The sequence below is a fragment of the Pseudomonas sp. PS01303 genome (assembly GCF_029959385.1).
GTDB lineage: Bacteria > Pseudomonadota > Gammaproteobacteria > Pseudomonadales > Pseudomonadaceae > Aquipseudomonas > Aquipseudomonas rustica.
On sequence record NZ_JASCPK010000101.1, the window covers coordinates 1 to 21,895 of the forward strand.

Genomic DNA, 21,895 nt, shown 5'->3' on the forward strand with positions numbered 1-21,895 from the left:
TCCTACAGGAATGAATTGCAAATGTGGGAGCGAGCCTGCTCGCGAATGCGGTGTGTCATTCAACGTTAAGGTTGACTGACACGGCCTCTTCGCGAGCAGGCTCGCTCCCACAGGGTCTGCCGTCATTTCAAGAATGTCCCCCTCAGGGCCACCCAAGCGTCGGGCCGCGGTGGCCCTTTTTTTGATCTCAAGGCGCGACTGTTACATCGCCCTGCCCGCTCTCGGCGAGCGCTGCAGCGACAAACCCTTCAGCCTTCTTGCGCTCGACAAACGCCCGCACATACGCCGCGCCGGCCCTGCGCCCACGGGGCACGGCCATAGCCTGGCGAATCGCCGTGAACGCGCCGTCCAGCACGCGGTAACGCGCGTCGGCATCCGCGACTTTCTGCAAGGGCTGACGGACACCGGCGGCGGCATCCAGGTGATGCTCGATAAACAGGTCAACGGCACCCGCCGAGGTTTCGGCACGCTCCAATTGTGCGTGCTGCAGCGTGCGACTGAGGAACAGGTCGTAGGCTGCGCCTTTGCCAACGGCCAATCGCAATCCTGGCTGATCGAGATCCTCGACGTTGCGATACGGGGCCTGCGCCTCGACCAGATAAGTCCCCTCAATAATCACGTACGGCGCGCTGAACGCAATCTGCGCCTCGCGCACCGGCTCGATGGCGAGAAACGCCAAGTTCCACACGCCCTCCTCCAGCGCCGCGAAAACCTTGCCCGCCGCATCAAACGTACGCATCTCCAACTCGACACCCAACTCGGCAGCCAGCGCTATCGCCAAAGCCACCGAAACACCCTGCGGCGCACCGTCCGCCCTGCGCTGTGCCAGCACCGGGTTGCCAAAATTGATGGCGGCATGCAGCACGCCGTCGGGCGCGAGATCGGCCATCACGGCCGGGGTGATTGCACTCATGGTGTTGCTCCCTGATCGGATAAAAAGTCAGTGTGCGTCGTGGCTGACACTGTCGAGGACACAACACACAGCGCGTAAGCCTTATGTCGGTGCCTGACAGGCACTCAAGTGTTCCAGCGCCCGACGCGTCACCGCATCGATGTAAGCCGCGTCACCATAGACCCGAGCCAGCAGAATCGCCCCCTCGTAATCCGCCACCCATTGTCGAGCGGTCAGCAAGGCTTGTCCCTCATCGACCTCGCCTTCCAGCAAATGCGCAAACGCCTTGGCCCATGCATCGAAAAAGCCGCGAATCGGCTCCAGCAATTCACTTTTACCGTACGCAGCATCGACCGCCACCACGCCCATCAGGCAACCAATCGAGTCATTCTGAAACAGCCGCGCAGCCTTGCGGCCCATTTTGCTCAGGCGTTCTTGTGGCGTGAGTTTTTCGTCGAAGGCCACGGCAAACAAGGTCTGGTTGATGACCTGATGCGTCCAGTCGAGCACGTCACGCAGCAAGGCCTCCTTATTCGGATAGTGGTGATAGAACGAAGCCTTGGTAAAGCCGCAAGCGGACGCGAGTACGTCCATGGTGGTGCCATGGTAGCCAAGGCGTTTGAAGGTATTGGCGCACCGCAGGAGCAGCTCTTCACGGGGGATTTTCAACGGTCGCACGGGTATTTCCTGATCCGGATAACTGGCGGTGATTCTATGACATAAGCCTGCCCTTCTCAATTTGACGGTTACCAACTGTTCGTTTAGTTTCTATTTACCGAACAGATGGTCAGTAACTGGCCGCCGACAAAAAATCAGGGAGAGCAGAGATGAACGAAGCCAACAGTGGCCCCGGCCGAGTCACCCGCGAACAACGCGGTCAGTTGTTTTTGATCGGTCTGGATCGCGCCGGCAAACGCAACGCATTCGACAGTGCAATGCTGACGGACCTGGCATTGGCCATCGGCGAGTATGAGCGCAATGACGAACTCCGCTGCGCCGTGCTGTTCGCGCATGGCGAGCACTTCACCGCAGGCCTGGACTTGATGGAGCTGACGCCGAAACTGGTGTCAGGCGCCTTCAAGTATCCTGAAGAAGGCATCGACCCATGGGGCGTTTCCAAACCGCGCAGGCGTAAACCGGTGGTGGTTGCCATTGAAGGCATTTGCTGGACGGCGGGCATCGAATTGATGCTCAACGCCGATATCAGCATTGCCGCCACCAATGCCCGTTTCGCTCATCTGGAAGTGTTGCGCGGGATCTCTCCCGCCGGCGGTTCCACCCTGCGCTTCACCCGCGCAGCGGGCTGGACCGCCGCCATGCGCTACATGCTCACGGCGGAAGAGTTCGATGCCGATGCCGCCCTGCACATGCGCCTGCTGACCGAAGTGGTCGCACCCGGCCAGACTCTGGCACGCGCCATCGAATACGCCGAACGCATTGCCAAGGCTGCGCCTCTGGCGATTCAGGCGACGCTGCAATCGGCGTTTCTGGCGCAGGATCAGGGAGACGATGCGGCACTGTCGACGCTTGATGAACAACTGCTGGCCCTGATCAAAACCGAGGATGTCCGCGAAGGCGTCATGGCGATGATGCAAAAGCGCGAACCGCAGTTCAAAGGTCGCTGAAGGCTTTGCTCAACTCACTCGGAACAATTTCATGAACACCATGGCCGCAGCCTTTGCCGAATCGATCCAGAGACAGGACATCGCCCTCATTGCCCGCGATGGTTATCCGTTGTCCGCCAAGCGCTACGGCGCAGCGGGCGTCGTCAAAGGTAACCTGATCATGGCCGGTGCCACCGGGGTCCAGCAGCGCTTTTATCGGCTTTTTGCCGAGCACGCGGCGCGCCAGGGCTTTCACGTGCTGACCCTCGATTACCGGGGCATCGGTGAGTCGAAACCGGCTTCGCTCAAAGGCTTTGAGATGTCTTATCTGGATTGGGCTTATCAGGATTTGGCGGCGGCAGTGGATCTGCTAAGCCAGGAAGCATTGCCGCTGTATTGGGTCGGCCATTCGTTTGGTGGTCATGCGATTGGTCTGTTGCCCAATCACCCCGCCCTGACAGCTTGCTACACCCTGGGCAGTGGCGCGGGGTGGAGCGGCTGGATGTCCCGAACCGAGGCCTGGAAAATCCGTCTGATGTGGACGTTTGTGCTGCCGGTGATTGTCGCCCGCAAAGGCTACATGGCCTGGAGCATGCTGGGCATGGGCGATGATTTGCCGCTGGGCGTTTACAACGACTGGAAACGCTGGTGCAAATTCCCCCACTACTACTTCGACGACCCCCAGATGAGCCATCTGTATGCGCTCTACGCCGAGGTCACAACGCCATGCGTTTTCGCCACGTCGGTCGATGATCCGTGGGCGCCACCGCGTTCGCGCGATGCGTTTGTCAAAGCCATGGTGAATGCACCGCTGACATTGCTGGATCTGCAGCCGCCACTGGGCAGCAAACCTTACGGGCACATGGGTTACTTCCGCGAAAGCGCACAGCCGTTGTGGGATGAGGTGCTTGATTGGCTGCAAAGCGCCCCTGCACACACCACATAACTTGTAGGAGCTGCCGCAGGCTGCGATCTGTTGATCTTGCTGTTAAAAACAAGATCAACAGATCGCAGCCTCGTTTCACTCGACAGCTCCTACAGGGGGTTTATGGTGTTTAGGTGATCGGGGAATAGCCTTCGATGTCGTCGGGCCAGGCAGTGAGGATTTCGAAGCCCGTCTCCGTCACCGCCACCATATGCTCCCACTGCGCCGACAACGAGCCATCCTTGGTCAGCACCGTCCAGCCATCGGACATGTTCTTCACATGGCGCTTGCCGGCATTGAGCATCGGCTCCACGGTAAAAATCATCCCCGCCTTCAACTTCATGCCCTGATTGGGAAAGCCGTAATGCAGGATTTGCGGTTCATCGTGATAGACCTTGCCGATCCCGTGTCCGCAATACTCGCGCACCACGCTGAAGCCTTCCTTCTCCGCCAACGTCTGGATCGCGTGGCCGATATCGCCCAAGGTGGCGCCCGGCTTGACCACGCGAATCCCCGCGCACATGGCGTCATAGGTAGTCTTGATCAGATGCTGCGCCTCGGGTGTTGCCTCGCCGACCACGTACATGCGGCTGGTGTCGCCGAACCAGCCGTCCTTGATCACCGCGATGTCGAGGTTGACGATGTCGCCATCCTTCAACGGCGTGCCCGACGGAATGCCGTGACAGACCACATCATTGACCGAGGCGCAGACGGTTTTCGGAAAGCCGTGATAACCGACGTTGGCCGGCACTGCTTTTTGCACATTGACGATGTAGTCGTTGCACAGTTGATCGAGCTGATCAGTGGTGACGCCGGCCTTGACGTGTGGCACCAGCATCGCCAGCACTTCAGCGGCGAGTTTGCCGGCAGCGCGCGATTGGGCGATGTCCGCCGGGGTGTTGATCTTGATCTGGTTTCTCATGCGCTGACGGCTTCCTGAGTCAGTTTTTGCAGGTCGAGCCCGCCATTTTGTTCAGCGCGAATCAGCAAGCGGCAGATCGCACTGTGGTCGAGGTTAGGGTGCAGTTCGGCGAGCATGCCGATGCGCATCCAGTGCTCGGCTTGCGCGTTGATCGAGCGGCTGAGGGCGTTGCTGGAGATCCGCAGATTCTCGTGCATGTCCTCTGAAATCTTTACGATGCCCATATATGAATCCGATACGATGTGTATATGGAACGTATATTAGCCAAGCCTCGCCGGAGATTGCAAACCCTCAGCCGAGCGCCGCATCGAAAAACGACGAAATGAGCCGACTGGAACGCCGTTCGGCCAAGCAATAAAGATACGTCTCGGTGAACAGCTCTTCGCCCTCGATTCTGATCGTGCGGATTTTCGGGTCGGCAATAAATTCCGCTTCCGACACCACACCCAATCCCAGCCCGCGCACCACCGCTTCACGCAACGCCTCACGACTGCCAATTTCCATGGCGATCCTCGGTTTCACTTGCGCCGCATTCAGCGCCTGCTCCAGCACCAGCCGCGTGGTCGAGCCGGGTTCGCGCTGCAGCAGTCGCTGCCCTTCCAGTTCTTCCAGGCGCACGCTGCCGCGATTGGCCAATGGATGCTCATGGTGGGCAAAGAGGATGATCGCGTGCCGCGCATAACGTACCGAACACAACGCCGGATCATCCTGACGCCCGGCCAGCACGGCGATGTCGGTGACGTAATTTTCCAGATCCGATAACACTTGCGCCGAGTTACCGACGCGGATCGACACGTCGATATTCGGATGCTGTTGCAGGTAACTGTCGACCATTTCGATCACATGAAACGGCCCCACCGCACCGACCTTGAGCTGGCCGCTGTCGAGCCGCCCGGAATCACGCATCAGGTTATGCGCTTCCAGTTCCAGCAGGGCGATGCGCTGAGCGATAGGCAGCAGTTGCCGACCCACATCCGACAACTCGATCCGCCGCCCACGCCGGTGGAAAAGCTCAACATTGTGCTGACGTTCCAAGGCCTGCACCTGAGTGGTCAGGGTCGGTTGGCTCAAGCCTGACGCCCGCGCCCCGGCACTGAAACTGCCGTGGCGGGCGACGGCGAGAAAGGCCCGCAACTTAGCGCTCGACATCCATAGACTCCATCAATAGTTAACTGCCGTTTCCCATATTGAATTGATTGAATGACTGTCACGTGACAGACCTAGCCTGTGGCAACTCCCAACCACACCGTGGAATGCCATGAAAACAATTAACCAGTTTCTGCGTGCCGCCAGCCTTGCCGTACTTGCCTTGAGTGCCAGCCAGGTCTGGGCCAAGGACAAACTGACCATTGGCCTGATCCCTTCGGAAGACTCCCAAGCGATGATCGAATCGAGCAAACAAGTGCTCGACGATCTGCAAGCCAAAATCGGCATGCCGGTGGTGCCGTTCGTGGCCACCGACTACAACGGCATCATCGAAGCGCTGCGCTCGGGCAAACTCGACGTCGCCTACCTCGGCCCGTTCTCCTACGTGCTGGCGACCTCGGTGGCCGATGTCGAAGCGTTCTCCGTGGCGGTGACCAAGAAGACCGGCCAGAGCGCTTACAAAAGTGTGATTCTGGCGCGCAAGGACAGCGGCATTCATTCGCTGGCCGACCTCAAGGGCCATACATTCGCGTTCGTTGACCCAAGCTCGGCGTCCGGTCATCTGTTTCCGAAAGCAGGACTGGAGCAGGCCGGGTTTGTGCCGGACACTTTGTTCAAACGCGTGATTTTCTCCGGTTCCCACGACGCCAGTATCCTCGCGGTCGAGAACAAGAAAGTCGACGCCGCCGCCGTGGCTGACCGCATCTTTGCCAGCGCCGTGGCCAAAGGTGTGGTCAAGCAGGATGACTTCGAAATCGTCTGGAGTTCCAAGCCGATTCCCGAATCGCCGATGGTCTGGCGCAAGGCGCTCGATCCGGAATTGAAGAAAAAAGTCGCCGACGCACTGGCTTCGATCAAGGACGTGCCGTGGGGTGATCAGGGCGTGCTCAATGGCTTCCAGCCTACCACCGATGCGTCTTATGACGTGGTGCGCGAAACCGCCAAGGTGCTCGATCTCGATTTGCGGAGCATGAAATGATCAGCATCCGCCAACTGAGCAAACACTACGGCAGCAACCCGGTGTTGCGCGGCATCGACCTTGACGTCGCTGCGGGCGAATTCGTCGTGGTGCTCGGTCAGTCCGGCGCCGGTAAATCGACCTTGCTGCGTTGCATCAATCGCTTGGCGCAGGCCGACAGCGGCACGCTGAACGTGGCGGGCATTGATGCCCTCGCCTGCCCCGACACCAGCGTTTTGCGCCGTGAAGTGGCGATGATTTTTCAGCACCACAACGTCGTGCCGCGCCTGAGCGTATTGAAGAATGTGCTGACCGGTCGTCTCGGTTCAGTCGGCACCCTCGCCTCGATTCTGCAACTGTTTCGCCGTGACGATGTGGCGCTGGCGATGCAATGCCTGGAACGCGTCGAACTGGCGCACAAGGCCAGTGAGCGCACCGATTCATTGTCTGGCGGACAGAAGCAGCGCGTCGGTATTGCCCGTGCCTTGGCGCAACGGCCGCAGGTGATTCTGGCCGATGAACCGATCGCCAGCCTCGATCCGAAAACCGCGCGACTGGTGTTGCAGTACCTGCGCGATGCCACCCGCGAACTGGGCATCACCGTGCTGTGCAATCTGCATCAAGTCGAATACGCCCGTGAGTTCGGCGACCGCGTGGTCGGCCTCGCTCACGGCAGTCTGGTGTTCGATGGCAAAGCGTCGAGCATGACCGACGCCGATCTGGCGCGAATCTATCCGGGGCAATCGGCAGAACACTCCGCTGACGTCCCGGCGCCCACCCTGTCCTACCGCGCCGCCTCGAGGGCCTGAGCATGCAATCGCCAAACTATCAGTGGGTCGGCGAACGGCCCCGTGGCACACGCAGTTGGCTGACCACCGCCGGCATCGTCGTGATCGTGCTGTGGACGCTGAACTGGAGCGCGCAAGGTGCGCAACTCAGCCTCGGTGAACTGGCGGCGGGATTGCCGCAGATCGGTGACTTTCTCTCGCGCACCTTTCCGCCGGATCTGAGCATCCTGCCGCGTCTGGTCGCGCCAGCGGTGGAGACTTTGCAGATCGCCATTTGGGGCACCCTGCTCGGTGTGTTGCTGGCGATTCCGCTGTCCTTCCTCGCCGCGCGCAATCTGAGCCGCAATCGCTGGGTGTTTCACATCACGCGTCAGGCGCTTAATTTCACCCGCAGCATCAACGAACTGATCCTCGCGCTGATCTTCGTCTCGGCCGTTGGCCTCGGCCCGTTCCCCGGCGTGTTGGCGCTGGCGCTGCACGGTCTGGGCATGCTCGGCAAGTTCTTCGCCGAGAGCATCGAAGAGATCGACCAAGGCCCGATTGAAGCGCTGCAAGCAACCGGTGCGCGACCGTTGCAAGTGATCGTGTTTGGCGTTTTACCGCAGGTGATCACGGCGTGGATTGCGGTGATTTTGTACCGCTTCGAAGTCAATCTGCGCTCGGCCACGGTGCTGGGCATGGTCGGCGCCGGCGGCCTGGGGTTCGAACTGGTGAGCAGCCTGAAGTTGTTCAAATACCCGGAAACCGCGACGTGCATCATCGTCATCACCTTCATGGTGATCGTCGCCGACACCCTCTCCAGTCGCCTGCGCGCGGCGATCCAGAGCGGCTCGGCGCACTGACATCGAACCGCTATCGGCTGAGCCGATTCAAACCTGCGAATTATCGATTTGAGCCGTTGTCGACGGGCGCTGAGTATGGCGCCACACGACAACAACAATAAGGATCCACCATGACTGCCCGCTTCCAGAACCCAGTTGATACCCGTTTCGGCTGGGGCAGCCTGCAAGACCTCGCTGCCATTACCGACCAGCAGACCGTGGCCCTCGTCACCTTCCCTGAGGCCCGTGGGCTGGGGCTGGTCGATCGCCTGCAAGCGTTGCTCGGTGAGCGTCTGGTCTACGTGTTCGAAGACGTCCAGCCCAACCCTGACGTCGCCCATCTGCGCAGCACTTACGAGCAGTTCTGGCAGCAGGCCGGCGATTGCGACGTGGTGCTCGCGGTCGGTGGCGGCAGTGCCATCGATACCGCCAAAGCGTTGATCGTCGGCACCGAGTCCGGGCATTTCGATGAGTTGTTGACCCTGCTGGCGACCGGCAAGGCGTTCACTCCGGCGCGTTGCAAACAGCTGATCGCCGCACCGACCACCGCCGGCACCGGTAGCGAAGTCACGCCGTGGGCGACGATCTGGGACAGCGCCAGCCAGAAGAAGTACTCGCTTCATCTCGACTGCACCTGGCCGCGCGTGGCGATCATCGATCCGCAACTGATGCTCACCGTGCCGGCCAGCGTAACCGTGTCCACCGGGCTCGATGCGTTGTCCCACGCGCTGGAAGCGATCTGGAACGTTAACGCCAATCCGGTCTCTGACACCTTCGCCATTTCTGCGATCGAAGACATTCTCGAATGCCTGCCGCGTTTGCACAAAGATCTGTCGAGCCAAGAGTTGCGCACGCGCATGGCACTCGCCGCGCTCAAGGCCGGGCTGGCGTTTTCCAACACCAAAACCGCGCTGGCGCATTCGATTTCCTACGAGATGACACTGCGCCACGGCTTGCCCCACGGCATCGCCTGCTCTTTCACCTTGCCGCTGGTGCTCGGTCTGGCCTGGGGTCACGACGCCACCCGTGACCGCATCCTGCAACGAGTTTTCGGCGAGGATCTGCTCACCGCGCAACAGCAGTTGCGCGAGTTCCTCCACCGCCTCGGGGTGAAGACCGAGTTCGCCGATTACGGCGTCTCGGCCAAGGACGCCGAAGACATCATCCACCTCGCGATGCAGGGCGCGCGCGGCAAGAACTTCATCGGTTCGCAAGCTGCCTGACGCCCGACGCCACTCGATCAACCCAAGCACCGCCTACGGCTCACAGCCGTGGTGATTTCCTGCCGCACCGAAAAAGAGTGCACCCGTCGACGACAAACGGCGGGAACCCACAACAATAAGGAAAAGATCATGAATCGTGCCGAAACAATGCCTGGTCTCGCCGTACGTTCTGCCTCATTCCGGGTCGCGCAGTGGCGCATGCTGCTGGCGGCGATGTTCTGTTACCTGTTTTTCTACACAGGGCGGCAGACCTTCGGTTTTGCCATTCCGGGGATTCAGGCCGAGTTCGGTTTGAGCAAGGAAACTCTTGGCTGGGCTTCTGCGGCGATGCTCTGGGCCTACGCCATTGGCCAGGCCATCAACGGCAACCTCGCCGATAAGTTCGGTGGCCGGCGCATCATGACTCTCGGCGCAGTGCTGTCCTGCGCGGCGAACTGGGTGACCAGTTTTGCCGGCGGTTTCACCAGCCTGATCCTGCCGTGGGGCGTCAACGGCTACTTTCAGGCCTTGGGCTGGGCGCCGGGCGGTCGGCTGATTGCCAACTGGTGGGCGGCCGGCGAGCGCGGCAAGGTCTATGGCTTCTACACCTTCGCCGCCGGTTGCGCGTCGATTCTGTCGTACGTCACCTCCATCGTCGTGCTCGAAGTGCTGCAACTGGAATGGCGCTGGATCTTCCGTTTGCCGGTACTGCTGATGCTCGCCGGCGGGATCATTTTCTATCTGGTTGCCCGTGAACGCCCGCAGGATCTGGGCTTCGAACCGGTAGGCGATACCGGCGTGGCCAACGCTGACGACAAACATCAGGAAGCCGCGCATGGCGAAGTCGAGACCTCGGCGCAACGCTATAAAGCCGTGCTGAAGAATCCGCGCCTGCTGATCGCCGCGCTGTCACTGGGCTTTCAGAACGCGGCGCGCTACGGCTTGATCGTCTGGGTGCCGGTGCACTTTCTCGGCGCCGACTGGAAAAGCGGTGACGGCATGATCGATCCGAAATGGATCACCGTCGCCCTCCCCGTCGGCATGGCGGTCGGCGCGTTGAGCAACGGCTGGGTGTCGGACAAGCTGTTCGGTTCCAAGCGTTATCTGGCGATCATGCTCTACATGTTCCTTGGCGCCGCGACGAGTCTGTGGATGTGGAGCCTGCCGCCGCACAGCGTGATCGGCCTGGTCGCGCTGTTCCTTTGCGGCTTCTTCGTCTACGGCCCGGCGTCGAGTTTCTGGGCACTGTGCCCGGATCTGGTCGGTGCCAAACGCGCAGGCACTGCGACCGGGATCATGAACTTTTCGTCCTATCTGTTTGCCGGCCTGGCCGAGCCTTTGATCGGTCGTTTGCTTGACACCACGGCAAACACGTCTCTCATCTTCATAGTGGTCACCAGCGCCTGCCTGTGCAGCGCGGCAGTGGCATTGTTCATCCGACGCTGATGGGGCTTGCATGTACCAGTATCACAAGTGGTTGCGTTCGTTTCATGCGGTGGCCAAAACCGGCAGCTTCACCCTCGCGGCGGAGTACCTCAGCGTCGGTCAGCCGACCGTCAGCGAGCAGGTCAACGCACTGGAGAAAACCTTCTCGGTCGAGCTGTTCCATCGGCGCGGGCGCTACATCGAGATGAGTTCCGCCGGGCACAAGCTTTACGCAATCACTCAAGGTTTGTTCGGCCAGGAAGATGAAGCGGTGCAACTGCTGCAAAGCTTCAAGCAGCGCAAAAACGGCATGCTGCGGCTCGGCGCGGTGTCGCCGCCGATTGCGATGAATCTGACCTACGAGCTGATGCAGCGGCACCCGGACATCGAACTGGAAACCTCGTTTTCCTCGGAAAAGGAAACCCTCGCGCGGCTGTTCAACTTCGATATCGACGTGGCGATTCTGGCGTTGTCGGAATTCGATGAGCGCTTCCACACGCGGCTGTATCACCGCTATCCGATTATTGCCGTGGTGCGCGATGACCATCCGTGGGCCAGCCAGTCGCAGGTTCACATCAGCGAAATCAGCCGCGAGAAATGGGTGATGCGCGAGCAAAGTGCGCGCACCCGGCAACTGGTCGAAGAAAGCTGCAAGCGCCTCGATATCGACCTCAACCGCGTCATGCAACTGAACAGCCGCGAAGCCATCGTGCACGCGATCGTCAAAGGCATCGGCATCGGTTTTGTCTCGGCGGTCGAGTACGCCGAAACCCCGGGCACCACGCCGATCACCTTTGTCGATCACCCGTTTTTCATCGAATACCACCTGTGCTGCCTCGGCATCCGCCGCAACCGACCGGTGATTGCCGAACTGTTTGATTCGAATCCACCGCTGACCTGATCAGCATTGACCCTTGAAACCGCCTACCTCATTACCGAGGGACGGCCCACGCTTACCCGAAAACGGAGATTTGACCATGCAGTACAAAAACCCGACTCACCTGCAAGCCGCGATCCTTGACTGGGCCGGTACCGTTGTCGACTTCGGCTCGTTTGCGCCGACGCAGATATTCGTCGAGGCCTTTGCCGAGTTCGGCGTCGCGGTGTCGCTGGAAGAAGCTCGCGGCCCGATGGGCATGGGCAAGTGGGATCACATCCGCACCCTGTGCAACCTGCCGCAGATCGCCGAGCGCTATCGCGCCGCGTTTGATCGCTTGCCGAGTGACGACGATGTGACAGCGATCTACGAACGCTTCATGCCGTTGCAGATCGAGAAAATCGCCCTGCATTCGACGGTCATTCCCGGTGCGCTCGAAGCGATTGCGGCGTTGCGCGGCAAGGGCTTGAAGATTGGTTCGTGCTCAGGGTATCCGGCGGTGGTGATGGCCAAGGTTGTCGAACTGGCGCGGGACAATGGTTACGTCGCTGACCATGTCGTCGCCACCGATGAAGTGCCGAATGGCCGGCCGTATCCGGCGCAGTCGTTGGCCAACGTGATTGCTTTGGGCATCGATGATGTGGCCGCGTGCGTCAAGGTTGATGACACCTGGCCGGGGATTCTTGAAGGGCGTAGCGCGGGGATGTGGACGGTGGCGCTGACGTGTTCCGGCAACGCGCTGGGGCTGACTTACGAACAGTTCAAGGCGCTGCCGTCGGATCGTCTGGCAGAGGAGCGTGAGCGAATTGGCAAGATGTTCGCGCCTTCGCGCCCGCATTACCTGATCGACACCATCGCCGAACTGCCTGAGGTCATTGAAGACATCAACGCACGCCTGGCGCGCGGCGAAACCCCACAGTCCTGCTGACGCATCCCCCTCACCCCTGATCGTTCCCACGCTCCCGCGTGGGAATGCAGCCCGTGACGCTCCGCGTCACTGGACGCGGAGCGTCCCTAGAGGCATTCCCACGCAGAGCGTGGGAACGATCAGTGGTTTGCTTCGCTTGAATCGCGGGCAAAAAAAAGCTGCCACGAATGGCAGCAGAAACTTCAAGAACACGCGATGTATGGAGCCAAGCATAGACGCTGAATAATGACAGTGTCATGACAGCCGTAAATTCACTGAACCGCCCCTGCCCCGTCATCAGGCTGTCATCAAGATCACGGCAGAATCCTCGCAAACCGTCCTGCGCCGCGTGACGGTTGTTTTGCAAGGATTCCCATGAAAGAACACGCCCCGCTGTTCGCTGCCATCGACTTGGGTTCGAATGCCTTTCGCCTGATGATCGGCCAGTCGCTGCGCAGTCGCAAAGGCCTGCTGATTCAGGAAGTGAAAACCCTGCGCGAGCCGGTGCGCCTCGCCGAAGGTTTTGACGGCGGCGCGCTGGATGCGTTGGCACTGGATCGAGGCTGGCAGGCGTTGGCGCGATTCGGCAAGAAATTGCGCGGTTTCGAGGCCGGACGGGTTCGCGCAGTGGCGACCAGTGCGGTGCGTGAGGCGGACAATGCGCAGTTGTTTCTGGCCAGCGCCGAGCGGCATCTGGGTTTTCCCATTGATGTGATTTCCGGGCAAGAAGAAGCGCGACTGGTCTACGCCGGTGTGGCGCATGCGCTGCCGGGTGCTGAGGATATGCGTTTGGTGGTGGATATTGGCGGCGGTTCCACCGAGCTGATTCTCGGCCAGGGCTCGCAAGCGTTGCTGACCGAAAGCATCGCGATTGGCAGCGGCACGTTGAGTACGCGGTTCTTTCGCGGCGGTGATATTTCTGCCAGCGCCCTGCAAGAAGCCGAACGTTTCGCCATCCTGCAATTTGAACGGGTTGCCCGGCGTTATCGGAGTCAGGGTTGGCAGCAGACCATCGGCTCGTCGGGTACCGCCCGCATGCTGGCCAAAGTGCTCAAGGCCAATCACCTCAATGACTTCGGCAAGGACGGCATCACCTACGCCGGCCTGTTGCGCCTGGCCCTGCTTCTGCTGAAAGTGAGCAATGTGCAACAGCTGCACCTCGCCGGCCTGCAACCGCACCGCCAAAGCATCCTGCCCGGCGGATTGGTATTGATGCTCGCGGCGTTCAAAGTATTCGGCATCTCGCAAATGGCCCCCTCCGAACCCGGCCTGCGCCTCGGCGTCCTGCACGGCCTGATGAGCAAGCACTGATCCTTGTAGGAGCCGAGCTTGCTCGCGAAGAGGCCTTTACATTCAAAGCTGATGTTGAATGTGCTGACGCCTTCGCGAGCAAGCTCGGCTCCTACAGGTTTTGTGTACATCCAGCCTCAAAACCAGTGCCTGACAAATCGCCATCGCGAGCAGGCTCACTCCTACCGTGGCGGTGTTCGCCATTAGGCCGAGTGTCAGCTCGCCTGCTCTTGATCTTGATTCACAGGCCCCGTCGGAAGGCTGAGTGGAGGGATTGATCCGGGGGTGGGAGCGCAGCGACCGTTTGGCGCAGCCAAATGCATCGAGAGGAGGTGCAGCGCAGCAAACCGGAGGCGATGCGCCCGGATGAATTCCGGAGCGAAGGAACCCCGAGCCCCAGCGAGCGGGCCGAATGCTGGGGCAAAGCCTTTTGGGTTACCTTTTCGGCGTCTGGAAAAGGTGACCCGCCGTAAGGGCGGAACCCTGAGCCGCCGTTACCACAGCAATGGATATGTACTCAGTCAACAAAAACCCAGCCGCCCAACCCGACGCCTTCGCGAGCAAGCCCGCTCCCACAGGGAATTTCAGTCATTCACTGAGAAGTGGCCCGTCGGTACTGGCGAGGGGTAAAGCCTGTAGAGGCCTTGAACTGGCGAGTGAACGCACTGTGATCGGTGTACCCGCATTGCAGCGCAACGTCAGTGATCGGCAAATCGCTGTGCAACAAGCGATGCGCATGCTCCAGCCGCACTTTCTGAATCATCTGCCGAGGCGTCAAATGGAACACGCGCTTACAGTAACGCTCCAGTTGCGCAACGGAAATACCAGCAATCCGGGTCAATTCCAACAAAGTCACCCGACGATTGAAATTCCCACGAATGTGCTCATCGACAGCCGCCAATCGCTCAAACGCCGGATGCGTTTCACTGGCCGATTGCAGATCCACCGAAATCCCCGCCAGCCCAATAATCACCCCGTCTCGGTTGTACAGCGGCTGCTTGTGCGTCAGGCACCAGCCCGGTTCGCGACTGCCGTACAGGTGTAGCTCAAGCTGATCCTCCAGCACAAAGCCCTCCTCCAGCACTTTGCGATCCTGCTCGGTATAGCCCGGGCCTAGTTGCGCCGGGAATACCTGCGCACTGGTTTTACCGAGCAACGGACGCAAATCCTTCAAGCCACAACGCTGCACCAACGTGCGGTTGGCGAGCACGTAACGCGCCTGCGTGTCCTTGATGAAAATCGCCGCATTGGGGATCACGTCGAGCATCGGCAACAGCAGCGCCGCACCGGCCAGTAACTCCTCCAGGGTCTGCGGACGATGGCCGCCGATGCCTTGGGACAGGATCGAAAACGCTTGCTGCATTACGGATTCCTCTTCAAACGCGGATCGGCCAAGTGCCCGCCCTGCGGCATTCGCGTGCAGATTGCAGGATCAATGCAGGCCTGTCGAGGGCCGCGATTAATCTGCGCCATTGTGCTGATTTCGTCATCCAACCCGCCACAAAACATCAATCGCCATGCCGTCGATGAGTTCAAAGTCTGGCCGTCCCAGTGACACAACTGCCTATCCAATAACTCACAAGAAGGCGATGCCATGTCAGGCCAAGGCAAGTTCAAAAAACAGCTTTCACTGATCGACCTCACATTTATCGGGCTCGGAGCGATCTTCGGTTCTGGCTGGTTGTTCGCGGCCAGTCACGTGTCCGCGATTGCCGGGCCGGCGGGGATTTTCTCCTGGTTGCTGGGCGGTTTTGCCGTGTTGTTGCTGGGCATCGTTTACTGCGAACTGGGCGCGGCCTTACCGCGTGCCGGCGGCGTGGTGCGTTACCCGGTTTACTCCCACGGGCCGCTGCTCGGCTACCTGATGGGCTTCATCACCCTGATCGCGTTTTCCAGTCTGGTGGCGATCGAAGTGGTTGCCTCGCGCCAATACGCGGCGGCATGGTTTCCCGAGCTGACCCAGACGGGCAGCGGCAACCCGACGATCCTCGGCTGGATGGTGCAGTTCGGCCTGCTCTGCGTGTTTTTCCTGCTCAACTACCGCAGCGTGAAGACCTTTGCCAAGGCCAACAATCTGGTCAGCGTGTTCAAGTTCATCGTGCCGCTGCTGGTGATCGGCGTGCTCTTCACCTTCTTCAAACCGGCCAACTTCCAGGTGCAAGGTTTTGCGCCGTTCGGCTTGTCCGGTATCGAAATGGCAGTGTCGGCGGGCGGCGTGATTTTCGCCTATCTGGGGCTGACACCGATCATCTCGGTGGCCAGTGAAGTGAAGAATCCGCAGCGCACCATTCCTATCGCGCTGATCCTCTCGGTGCTGCTGTCGACGTTGATTTATGTGCTGCTGCAAATGGCCTTTCTCGGCAGCATCCCGACCGAAATGCTCGCCAATGGCTGGGCCGGGATCAGCAAGGAATTCTCCCTGCCGTACCGCGACATCGCCTTGGCGCTAGGCGTGGGTTGGCTGGCCTATCTGGTGGTCGCCGACGCGGTGATCTCGCCAAGCGGTTGCGGCAACATCTACATGAACGCCACGCCCCGCGTGATCTACGGTTGGGCGCAGACTGGCACCTTCTTCAAGGTCTTCACCCACATCGACGAGAAATCCGGCATCCCACGTCCGGCGCTGTGGCTGACCTTTGCCCTGTCGGTGTTCTGGACGTTGCCGTTCCCGTCGTGGGAAGCGCTGATCAACGTGGTCTCCGCCGCGCTGGTGCTGAGCTACGCCGTTGCGCCCGTGACGGTGGCTGCACTGCGCCGCAATGCGCCGAACATGCCGCGTCCGTTTCGGGTCAAGTGCATGGGCGTGCTCGGGCCGGTGTCGTTCATCATCGCCGCGCTGATCGTTTACTGGTCGGGCTGGAATACTGTGTCGTGGCTGCTTGGTCTGCAAATTCTGATGTTCGTTGTGTACCTGCTGTGCGGCCGTTTCGTGCCGACCGCGCACCTCAATCTGGCCAGCCAGGTGCGCTCCTCGGCGTGGTTGATCGCCTTCTACGCGGTAACGATTGTGCTGTCGAAACTCGGCACCTTTGGTGGCCTCGGCATCCTCGCTCATCCGTTCGACACCATTGTCGTCGCCGTTTGCGCCACCGGTATTTATTACTGGGGCGCCGCGACGGGCGTACCGGCGCACCTGCTGCGTCTGGAAGAAGACGATGAAGAAAGCGAAGTCGCCGCTCCCGCTTCGACCGTGTCTGCGCGCCCTGCCGGCGCCTACTGAAATCATCCAACGGGATCTATTCATGAAAGAAGTACACGTCATTGATTCCCACACCGGCGGTGAACCCACGCGTCTGGTGATGAGCGGTTTCCCCGATCTGGCCGGCACCACGATGGTGGAAAAACGAGATGCCCTGCGCAATCAGCACGATGCCTGGCGCCGTGCCTGCCTGCTGGAACCGCGCGGTAACGATGTGCTGGTCGGCGCGCTGTATTGCCAACCGGTGTCGCCGGACGCCACGTGCGGGGTGATTTTTTTCAACAACGCCGGCTACCTCGGCATGTGCGGCCACGGCACCATCGGCCTGATCAACTCGTTGCAGTACCTGGGAAAAATCCAGCCCGGCGTGCACAAGATCGACACGCCGGTCGGCCCGGTCAGCGCCACGTTGCATGACGACGGCTCGGTCACGCTGGGCAACGTCCCCGCTTACCGTCATCGCAAACAGGTGCCGGTGGATGTGCCGGGATTCGGCCGCGTCTTCGGCGATATCGCCTATGGCGGCAACTGGTTCTTCCTCGTTTCCGAACACGGCCAGACGCTGACGATGGACAACGTCGAACACCTCACCGCCTACACCTGGGCGATGCTCAAAGCCCTCGAAGACCAAGGCATTCATGGCGAAGACGGCGCGGTGATCGACCACATCGAACTGTTCGCTGACGACGCCGTTGCCAACAGCCGCAACTTCGTCATGTGCCCCGGCAAAGCCTACGACCGCTCCCCGTGCGGCACCGGAACCAGCGCCAAACTCGCCTGCCTCGCCGCCGACGACAAGCTGCAACCCGGCGCGATCTGGGTGCAGGCGAGCATCACCGGCAGCCAGTTCGAAGGCCGCTTCGAATGGGAGGGCGAGCGCATTCGCCCGTACATCACCGGCCGCGCCTACATGACCGCCGACAGCACCTTGCTGATCGACGAAACAGACCCGTTCGCGTGGGGCATTTAAACCGCCACGCAGACTTTTCACCTCAATTTGAACGATGTGCCAAGGAGTTAAAACAATGAGCGACAACATCTTCACCGGTTGCATGCCGGCCCTGATGACCCCGTGCACCGCCCAGCGCAAACCGGACTTCGACGCGCTGGTGGCCAAGGGTCGCGAGCTGATCGATATCGGCATGAGCGCCGTGGTGTATTGCGGCTCGATGGGTGACTGGCCGCTGCTCACCGAGGCTGAACGTCAGGAAGGCGTGGCGCGTCTGGTGGCAGCGGGCATTCCAACGATTGTCGGCACTGGCGCGGTGAATTCCCGTGAAGCAGTCGCCCATGCGGCGCATGCGGCAAAAGTCGGCGCGCAAGGATTGATGGTGATTCCGCGCGTGCTGTCCCGGGGTGCTTCGGTGACTGCGCAAAAGGCCCACTTCGCAGCCATTCTGCAAGCGGCGCCGAACCTACCGGCGGTGATCTACAACAGCCCTTACTACGGTTTCGCCACCCGTGCCGACCTGTTCTTCGAACTGCGCCGCGAGTACCCGAACCTGATCGGCTTCAAGGAATTTGGCGGTGGCGCCGATCTGCGCTACGCCGCCGAAAACATCACCTCCAAAGATGAAAACGTGACCCTGATGGTCGGCGTCGACACGCAAGTGGTGCACGGTTTCGTCAACTGCAACGCCACCGGCGCAATCACCGGCATCGGCAACGCCCTGCCTCGCGAAGTGCTGCAATTGGTCGCGCTGAGCAAGAAGGCCGCTCAAGGAGATGCCAAGGCGCGGCGTCAGGCGCGGGAGCTGGAATCAGCATTGGCGGTGCTGTCGTCGTTCGATGAAGGCTGCGATCTGGTGCTGTATTACAAGCATCTGATGGTGCTCAACGGCGACAAGGAATACACCCTGCACTTCAACGAAACCGATGCGTTGAGCGACTCGCAACGGCGTTACGCCGAGAAGCAGTACGCGCTGTTCCGTCACTGGTACGAGAACTGGTCGGCGGAACAGAACTTCGCCTGATCCTTGCTTTCGCCTGCCGTGAAGTTTTTAGCTCACGGCGGGCATCACTTTTTTATCGGGAAAACACCATGACGCTGACGGGCCACATGCTGATCGGGCAGCACATTATCGCGGGTAATCGCGAAGCCATTCGGGGCATCAACCCGGCCACGAACGCCACGCTGGAACCGGCGTATGCCGGCGGTTCAGCGGAACATGTCGAGCAGGCTTGCGCATTGGCCTGGGCGGCGTTCGACGCTTATCGCGAGACAACCCTGAATGTCCGCGCCGAATTTCTTGAAAGCATTGCCGTGGCAATCGAAGCCCTCGGCGATGAATTGATCGACCGCGCCATGGCTGAAACCGGCCTGCCGCGCCCTCGCCTGTTGGGTGAACGCGGGCGCACTTGCCAACAATTGCGAATGTTCGCGCGCACCGTGCGCGCGGGCGAATGGCTGGATGTGCGCGTCGATAACGCGCAGCCGGATCGTCAACCGATGCCGCGTTCGGATCTGCGTCAACGGCAGATTGCGCTGGGGCCGGTGGCGGTGTTCGGCGCGAGTAATTTTCCCTTGGCGTTTTCGGTGGCGGGCGGCGATACGGCATCGGCGCTGGCGGCCGGCTGCCCGGTGATCGTCAAGGCGCACAGTGCGCATCCCGGCACCAGTGAACTGGTTGGCCGAGCGGTGGCACGGGCGGTGAAAACCTGTGGTTTGCCGGACGGTGTGTTTTCGCTGTTGTACGGTTCAGGGCGTGAAGTGGGCATTGCGCTGGTCAGCGATCCACGCATCAAAGCTGTGGGTTTTACCGGTTCGCGCAGCGGTGGACTAGCGCTGATTCAAGCGGCACAGGCGCGGCCCGAGCCGATTCCGGTGTATGCGGAAATGAGTTCGATCAACCCGGTGCTGCTGTTTCCGGCGGCATTACAGAAGCGCACTCAGGCATTGGCCGAAGGGTTTGTGGCTTCACTGACATTGGGCGCCGGGCAGTTTTGTACCAATCCAGGATTGGTGATTGCCCTGAAAAGTGCAGCGCTGGAAAGTTTTATCGCCGCTACGGCCGAATGGATTAAAAGCAGTCCGGCGCAGACAATGCTAACCCCGTGGATCTTCAACGCCTATGAATCGGCGGTGAATGCGCTGGCCGAAAACGCTCGGGCAAATGTCGCCGCCATCGGCCAGATCGGCAGCGGCCCGAATCAGGGTCAGGCGCAGGTGTTTGTCAGCGACGCCGCCGATTTCCTCGCTGATCACAATCTGCAGGGAGAAGCCTTTGGCGCTGCGTCGCTGATAGTGCAATGCGCCAGCGTGGATGAAATGCGTCAGGTCACCGAGCGTCTGGAAGGTCAGTTGACTGCGACGCTGCACCTGGATGATGAAGACCTTGATCACGCCCGCGCGCTGCTGCCGACACTGGAGCGCAAGGCCGGACGCTTGCTGGTGAATGGCTGGCCGACCGGCGTCGAAGTCTGCGATGCGATGGTGCATGGCGGGCCATTTCCGGCGACGTCGGACTCGCGCACAACGTCGGTGGGCACGGCGGCGATCCTGCGTTTTCTGCGCCCGGTCTGTTATCAGGATTTCCCTGACAGCTTGTTGCCGACAGCACTGAAACACGCAAATCCGTTGCACCTGAGTCGCCTGCTCGATGGGCACAGGGAAGCACTGACCAATGACGAATAACGTCTCCCACGACATCGCTGTGGTCGGCGCCGGCATCATCGGCGTCGCCTGCGCCTTGCGCTTTGCGCGCCAGGGTTTGCGCGTGGTCGTCATCGATCAACAGCTACCGGGTCACGGCGCCTCGTTCGGCAATGCCGGGCACCTGGCGACCGAGCAGGTGTTCCCGATTGCCGATGCGTCGATCCTCAAACGCCTGCCGGCCATGCTGCTCGACCCGATGGGGCCGTTGCGACTGGACTGGAAATACCTGCCCCGCGCCTTGCCGTGGTTCACGCGGCTGCTCTTGAACCTGCGGGCGGAACCGTTTCAGAAAACCGTGGCCGGATTACGCGCGCTCAATGAAAGCAGTCTGGACGCCTGGCAACGCTTGCTCGCCGACATCCAGCGGCCGGACTTGCTGAAAGTCGACGGCTCGTTGCTGGTGTTCGAACGCCCGGAATCACGTCAGACCATCGGCGCGTTGCAAGCTCGATTGCGACAGCAGGAAGTGCCTGTCGATTACTGGCAGGCCAAGGCAATTCAGGACACGGCGCCGCAACTCAGCGAGCAAATTCAGGGCGGTTTGTTCTTTCCGCGCACCGGGCATTTCATCGACCCGTACCGGGTGGTGTGCGAATTGGTTGAAGCGGCAAAAGCCTGCGGCGTGAGTTTTCTGCAGCAGCAGGTGCAGGGCGGCCATGTTCAGGAAAACGGTGTTTCGTTGATTACCGGTAATGGTGGCTTGACCGCAAGCCGCGTGCTGATTGCCTGCGGCGCGCACTCGGCGAAACTGACCGCTGCGCTGACCGGCAAAAAAGTCCCGCTGGACACCGAGCGCGGTTATCACTTGATGCTGCCGCAGGAACAGGGGCGACTGCCCTTCCCGGTTACCTCGCTGGAACGCAAGTTCATCATGACGCCGATGACCGAAGGGTTGCGGTTGGCAGGCACGGTTGAGTTCGCCGGGCTGGAGAAACCGCCGAGCATGGAGCGCGCGTGGCAGTTGCATCGGTTGAGTCAGGGCTTGTTTCGCACGGATCTGGATGCTGAAGCGGCGACACCGTGGATGGGCTTTCGGCCGTCATTGCCGGATTCGCTGCCGGTGATTGATCAGGTGTGCGGGGGCAAGGTGTTGCTTGCGTTTGGTCATCAGCATTTGGGGCTGACGCAGGCGGCGGTGACGGCGGAGATGGTTGTCGGGATGGCGTTGCGTGAGATGCCGAGAAACGAGCCATACAGGCTTGACCGTTTCTAAAAACCGCCCTGTAGGAGCTGCGGCACGCTGCGATCTTTTGATCTTGATTTTTTAAGATCAAAAGATCGCAG

The 21,895-nt window shown here is 60.5% G+C and carries 21 protein-coding genes; 15 read left to right on the forward strand and 6 right to left on the reverse strand.

The features are described from left to right. Positions 1–187: 187 nt before the first annotated feature. On the reverse strand, positions 188–913 hold the full coding sequence (locus QMX93_RS22130) for a transporter substrate-binding domain-containing protein (protein ID WP_282357961.1): 726 nt from the start codon (positions 911–913) through the stop codon (positions 188–190). Positions 914–994: 81 nt separating this feature from the next. Beyond that, complete coding sequence (locus QMX93_RS22135) at positions 995–1,570, reverse strand: TetR/AcrR family transcriptional regulator (protein WP_053121198.1); 576 nt, start codon at positions 1,568–1,570, stop codon at positions 995–997. 149 nt (positions 1,571–1,719) lie between these two features. Here QMX93_RS22135 and QMX93_RS22140 point away from each other — a divergent pair, with 149 nt between their 5' ends. Then, positions 1,720–2,517 (forward strand): crotonase/enoyl-CoA hydratase family protein, encoded by a 798-nt coding sequence (locus QMX93_RS22140; RefSeq protein WP_282357962.1) that lies wholly within the window; start codon positions 1,720–1,722, stop codon positions 2,515–2,517. Between the two features lie 31 nt (positions 2,518–2,548). Further along, positions 2,549–3,442 carry an alpha/beta fold hydrolase gene (locus QMX93_RS22145; RefSeq protein WP_282357963.1) on the forward strand — a complete coding sequence of 298 codons (894 nt, stop codon included), beginning with the start codon at positions 2,549–2,551 and terminating at the stop codon, positions 3,440–3,442. Positions 3,443–3,551: 109 nt separating this feature from the next. Here QMX93_RS22145 and map read toward each other — a convergent pair whose 3' ends face one another. The 3 genes from map to QMX93_RS22160 all read right to left on the reverse strand — a co-directional run bounded on the left by map (position 3,552) and on the right by QMX93_RS22160 (position 5,492). Continuing rightward, positions 3,552–4,343 (reverse strand): type I methionyl aminopeptidase, encoded by a 792-nt coding sequence (map, locus tag QMX93_RS22150; protein ID WP_282357965.1) that lies wholly within the window; start codon positions 4,341–4,343, stop codon positions 3,552–3,554. After that, positions 4,340–4,567 (reverse strand): ParD-like family protein, encoded by a 228-nt coding sequence (locus tag QMX93_RS22155; RefSeq protein ID WP_282357966.1) that lies wholly within the window; start codon positions 4,565–4,567, stop codon positions 4,340–4,342. Before QMX93_RS22155 ends, map begins: the two co-directional genes overlap by 4 nt. Before the next feature lie 67 nt (positions 4,568–4,634). Next, positions 4,635–5,492 (reverse strand): LysR substrate-binding domain-containing protein, encoded by an 858-nt coding sequence (locus QMX93_RS22160; protein WP_282357967.1) that lies wholly within the window; start codon positions 5,490–5,492, stop codon positions 4,635–4,637. A gap of 109 nt (positions 5,493–5,601) precedes the next feature. On the opposite strand from QMX93_RS22160, the gene phnD reads away from it, so the two are divergent. The 8 genes from phnD to QMX93_RS22200 all read left to right on the forward strand — a co-directional run bounded on the left by phnD (position 5,602) and on the right by QMX93_RS22200 (position 13,778). Beyond that, positions 5,602–6,468, forward strand: a complete 867-nt coding sequence (gene phnD, locus QMX93_RS22165; RefSeq protein ID WP_282357968.1) for a phosphonate ABC transporter substrate-binding protein — start codon at positions 5,602–5,604, stop codon at positions 6,466–6,468. Then, positions 6,465–7,256 carry a phosphonate ABC transporter ATP-binding protein gene (gene phnC / locus QMX93_RS22170; RefSeq protein WP_282357969.1) on the forward strand — a complete coding sequence of 264 codons (792 nt, stop codon included), beginning with the start codon at positions 6,465–6,467 and terminating at the stop codon, positions 7,254–7,256. Before phnD ends, phnC begins: the two co-directional genes overlap by 4 nt. A gap of 2 nt (positions 7,257–7,258) precedes the next feature. Further along, positions 7,259–8,077 (forward strand): phosphonate ABC transporter, permease protein PhnE, encoded by an 819-nt coding sequence (gene phnE, locus QMX93_RS22175; protein ID WP_282357970.1) that lies wholly within the window; start codon positions 7,259–7,261, stop codon positions 8,075–8,077. 110 nt (positions 8,078–8,187) lie between these two features. Continuing rightward, positions 8,188–9,279, forward strand: coding sequence for an iron-containing alcohol dehydrogenase PsrA (gene psrA / locus QMX93_RS22180; RefSeq protein ID WP_282357972.1), 1,092 nt, complete (start codon positions 8,188–8,190; stop codon positions 9,277–9,279). A gap of 129 nt (positions 9,280–9,408) precedes the next feature. Next, positions 9,409–10,704: an MFS transporter gene (locus QMX93_RS22185; RefSeq protein ID WP_064392989.1), complete on the forward strand. Its 1,296-nt coding sequence runs from the start codon at positions 9,409–9,411 to the stop codon at positions 10,702–10,704. Between the two features lie 10 nt (positions 10,705–10,714). Further along, complete coding sequence (locus QMX93_RS22190; RefSeq protein WP_053121214.1) at positions 10,715–11,584, forward strand: LysR substrate-binding domain-containing protein; 870 nt, start codon at positions 10,715–10,717, stop codon at positions 11,582–11,584. 76 nt (positions 11,585–11,660) lie between these two features. Further along, the gene (gene phnX, locus QMX93_RS22195; RefSeq protein WP_282357973.1) at positions 11,661–12,488 is read left to right on the forward strand and encodes a phosphonoacetaldehyde hydrolase; all 828 of its coding nucleotides are present in this window, start codon (positions 11,661–11,663) and stop codon (positions 12,486–12,488) included. A 354-nt stretch (positions 12,489–12,842) separates the two neighbouring features. Beyond that, a complete protein-coding gene (locus tag QMX93_RS22200; protein WP_282357974.1) occupies positions 12,843–13,778 on the forward strand; it encodes a Ppx/GppA family phosphatase in 936 nt (311 codons plus the stop codon). A gap of 571 nt (positions 13,779–14,349) precedes the next feature. On the opposite strand, the gene QMX93_RS22205 is transcribed toward QMX93_RS22200, so the two are convergent. Next, positions 14,350–15,120, reverse strand: a complete 771-nt coding sequence (locus QMX93_RS22205; protein WP_282357975.1) for an AraC family transcriptional regulator — start codon at positions 15,118–15,120, stop codon at positions 14,350–14,352. A 231-nt stretch (positions 15,121–15,351) separates the two neighbouring features. On the opposite strand from QMX93_RS22205, the gene QMX93_RS22210 reads away from it, so the two are divergent. The 5 genes from QMX93_RS22210 to QMX93_RS22230 all read left to right on the forward strand — a co-directional run bounded on the left by QMX93_RS22210 (position 15,352) and on the right by QMX93_RS22230 (position 21,824). Beyond that, positions 15,352–16,977, forward strand: a complete 1,626-nt coding sequence (locus QMX93_RS22210; RefSeq protein WP_282357976.1) for an APC family permease — start codon at positions 15,352–15,354, stop codon at positions 16,975–16,977. 22 nt (positions 16,978–16,999) lie between these two features. Beyond that, the gene (locus tag QMX93_RS22215) at positions 17,000–17,926 is read left to right on the forward strand and encodes a 4-hydroxyproline epimerase (protein ID WP_282357977.1); all 927 of its coding nucleotides are present in this window, start codon (positions 17,000–17,002) and stop codon (positions 17,924–17,926) included. A gap of 55 nt (positions 17,927–17,981) precedes the next feature. Next, entirely contained in the window at positions 17,982–18,929 is a 948-nt protein-coding gene (locus QMX93_RS22220) for a dihydrodipicolinate synthase family protein (RefSeq protein ID WP_212549312.1), read from the forward strand. A 68-nt stretch (positions 18,930–18,997) separates the two neighbouring features. Beyond that, positions 18,998–20,590, forward strand: coding sequence for an aldehyde dehydrogenase (NADP(+)) (locus QMX93_RS22225; RefSeq protein ID WP_282357978.1), 1,593 nt, complete (start codon positions 18,998–19,000; stop codon positions 20,588–20,590). Continuing rightward, positions 20,580–21,824: an FAD-dependent oxidoreductase gene (locus QMX93_RS22230; RefSeq protein ID WP_282357979.1), complete on the forward strand. Its 1,245-nt coding sequence runs from the start codon at positions 20,580–20,582 to the stop codon at positions 21,822–21,824. Before QMX93_RS22225 ends, QMX93_RS22230 begins: the two co-directional genes overlap by 11 nt. Positions 21,825–21,895 lie beyond the last annotated feature (71 nt).

Bases quoted from the DNA above. Each gene is read 5' to 3' on its own strand.
- QMX93_RS22130 (WP_282357961.1), bottom strand. From the start codon at position 913: ATGAGTGCAATCACCCCGGCCGTGATGGCCGATCTCGCGCCCGACGGC.
- QMX93_RS22140 (WP_282357962.1), top strand. From the start codon at position 1,720: ATGAACGAAGCCAACAGTGGCCCCGGCCGAGTCACCCGCGAACAACGC.
- QMX93_RS22145 (WP_282357963.1), top strand. From the start codon at position 2,549: ATGAACACCATGGCCGCAGCCTTTGCCGAATCGATCCAGAGACAGGAC.
- map (WP_282357965.1), bottom strand. From the start codon at position 4,343: ATGAGAAACCAGATCAAGATCAACACCCCGGCGGACATCGCCCAATCG.
- QMX93_RS22155 (WP_282357966.1), bottom strand. From the start codon at position 4,567: ATGGGCATCGTAAAGATTTCAGAGGACATGCACGAGAATCTGCGGATC.
- QMX93_RS22160 (WP_282357967.1), bottom strand. From the start codon at position 5,492: ATGTCGAGCGCTAAGTTGCGGGCCTTTCTCGCCGTCGCCCGCCACGGC.
- phnD (WP_282357968.1), top strand. From the start codon at position 5,602: ATGAAAACAATTAACCAGTTTCTGCGTGCCGCCAGCCTTGCCGTACTT.
- phnC (WP_282357969.1), top strand. From the start codon at position 6,465: ATGATCAGCATCCGCCAACTGAGCAAACACTACGGCAGCAACCCGGTG.
- phnE (WP_282357970.1), top strand. From the start codon at position 7,259: ATGCAATCGCCAAACTATCAGTGGGTCGGCGAACGGCCCCGTGGCACA.
- psrA (WP_282357972.1), top strand. From the start codon at position 8,188: ATGACTGCCCGCTTCCAGAACCCAGTTGATACCCGTTTCGGCTGGGGC.
- QMX93_RS22185 (WP_064392989.1), top strand. From the start codon at position 9,409: ATGAATCGTGCCGAAACAATGCCTGGTCTCGCCGTACGTTCTGCCTCA.
- QMX93_RS22190 (WP_053121214.1), top strand. From the start codon at position 10,715: ATGTACCAGTATCACAAGTGGTTGCGTTCGTTTCATGCGGTGGCCAAA.
- phnX (WP_282357973.1), top strand. From the start codon at position 11,661: ATGCAGTACAAAAACCCGACTCACCTGCAAGCCGCGATCCTTGACTGG.
- QMX93_RS22200 (WP_282357974.1), top strand. From the start codon at position 12,843: ATGAAAGAACACGCCCCGCTGTTCGCTGCCATCGACTTGGGTTCGAAT.
- QMX93_RS22205 (WP_282357975.1), bottom strand. From the start codon at position 15,120: ATGCAGCAAGCGTTTTCGATCCTGTCCCAAGGCATCGGCGGCCATCGT.
- QMX93_RS22210 (WP_282357976.1), top strand. From the start codon at position 15,352: ATGTCAGGCCAAGGCAAGTTCAAAAAACAGCTTTCACTGATCGACCTC.
- QMX93_RS22215 (WP_282357977.1), top strand. From the start codon at position 17,000: ATGAAAGAAGTACACGTCATTGATTCCCACACCGGCGGTGAACCCACG.
- QMX93_RS22220 (WP_212549312.1), top strand. From the start codon at position 17,982: ATGAGCGACAACATCTTCACCGGTTGCATGCCGGCCCTGATGACCCCG.
- QMX93_RS22225 (WP_282357978.1), top strand. From the start codon at position 18,998: ATGACGCTGACGGGCCACATGCTGATCGGGCAGCACATTATCGCGGGT.
- QMX93_RS22230 (WP_282357979.1), top strand. From the start codon at position 20,580: ATGACGAATAACGTCTCCCACGACATCGCTGTGGTCGGCGCCGGCATC.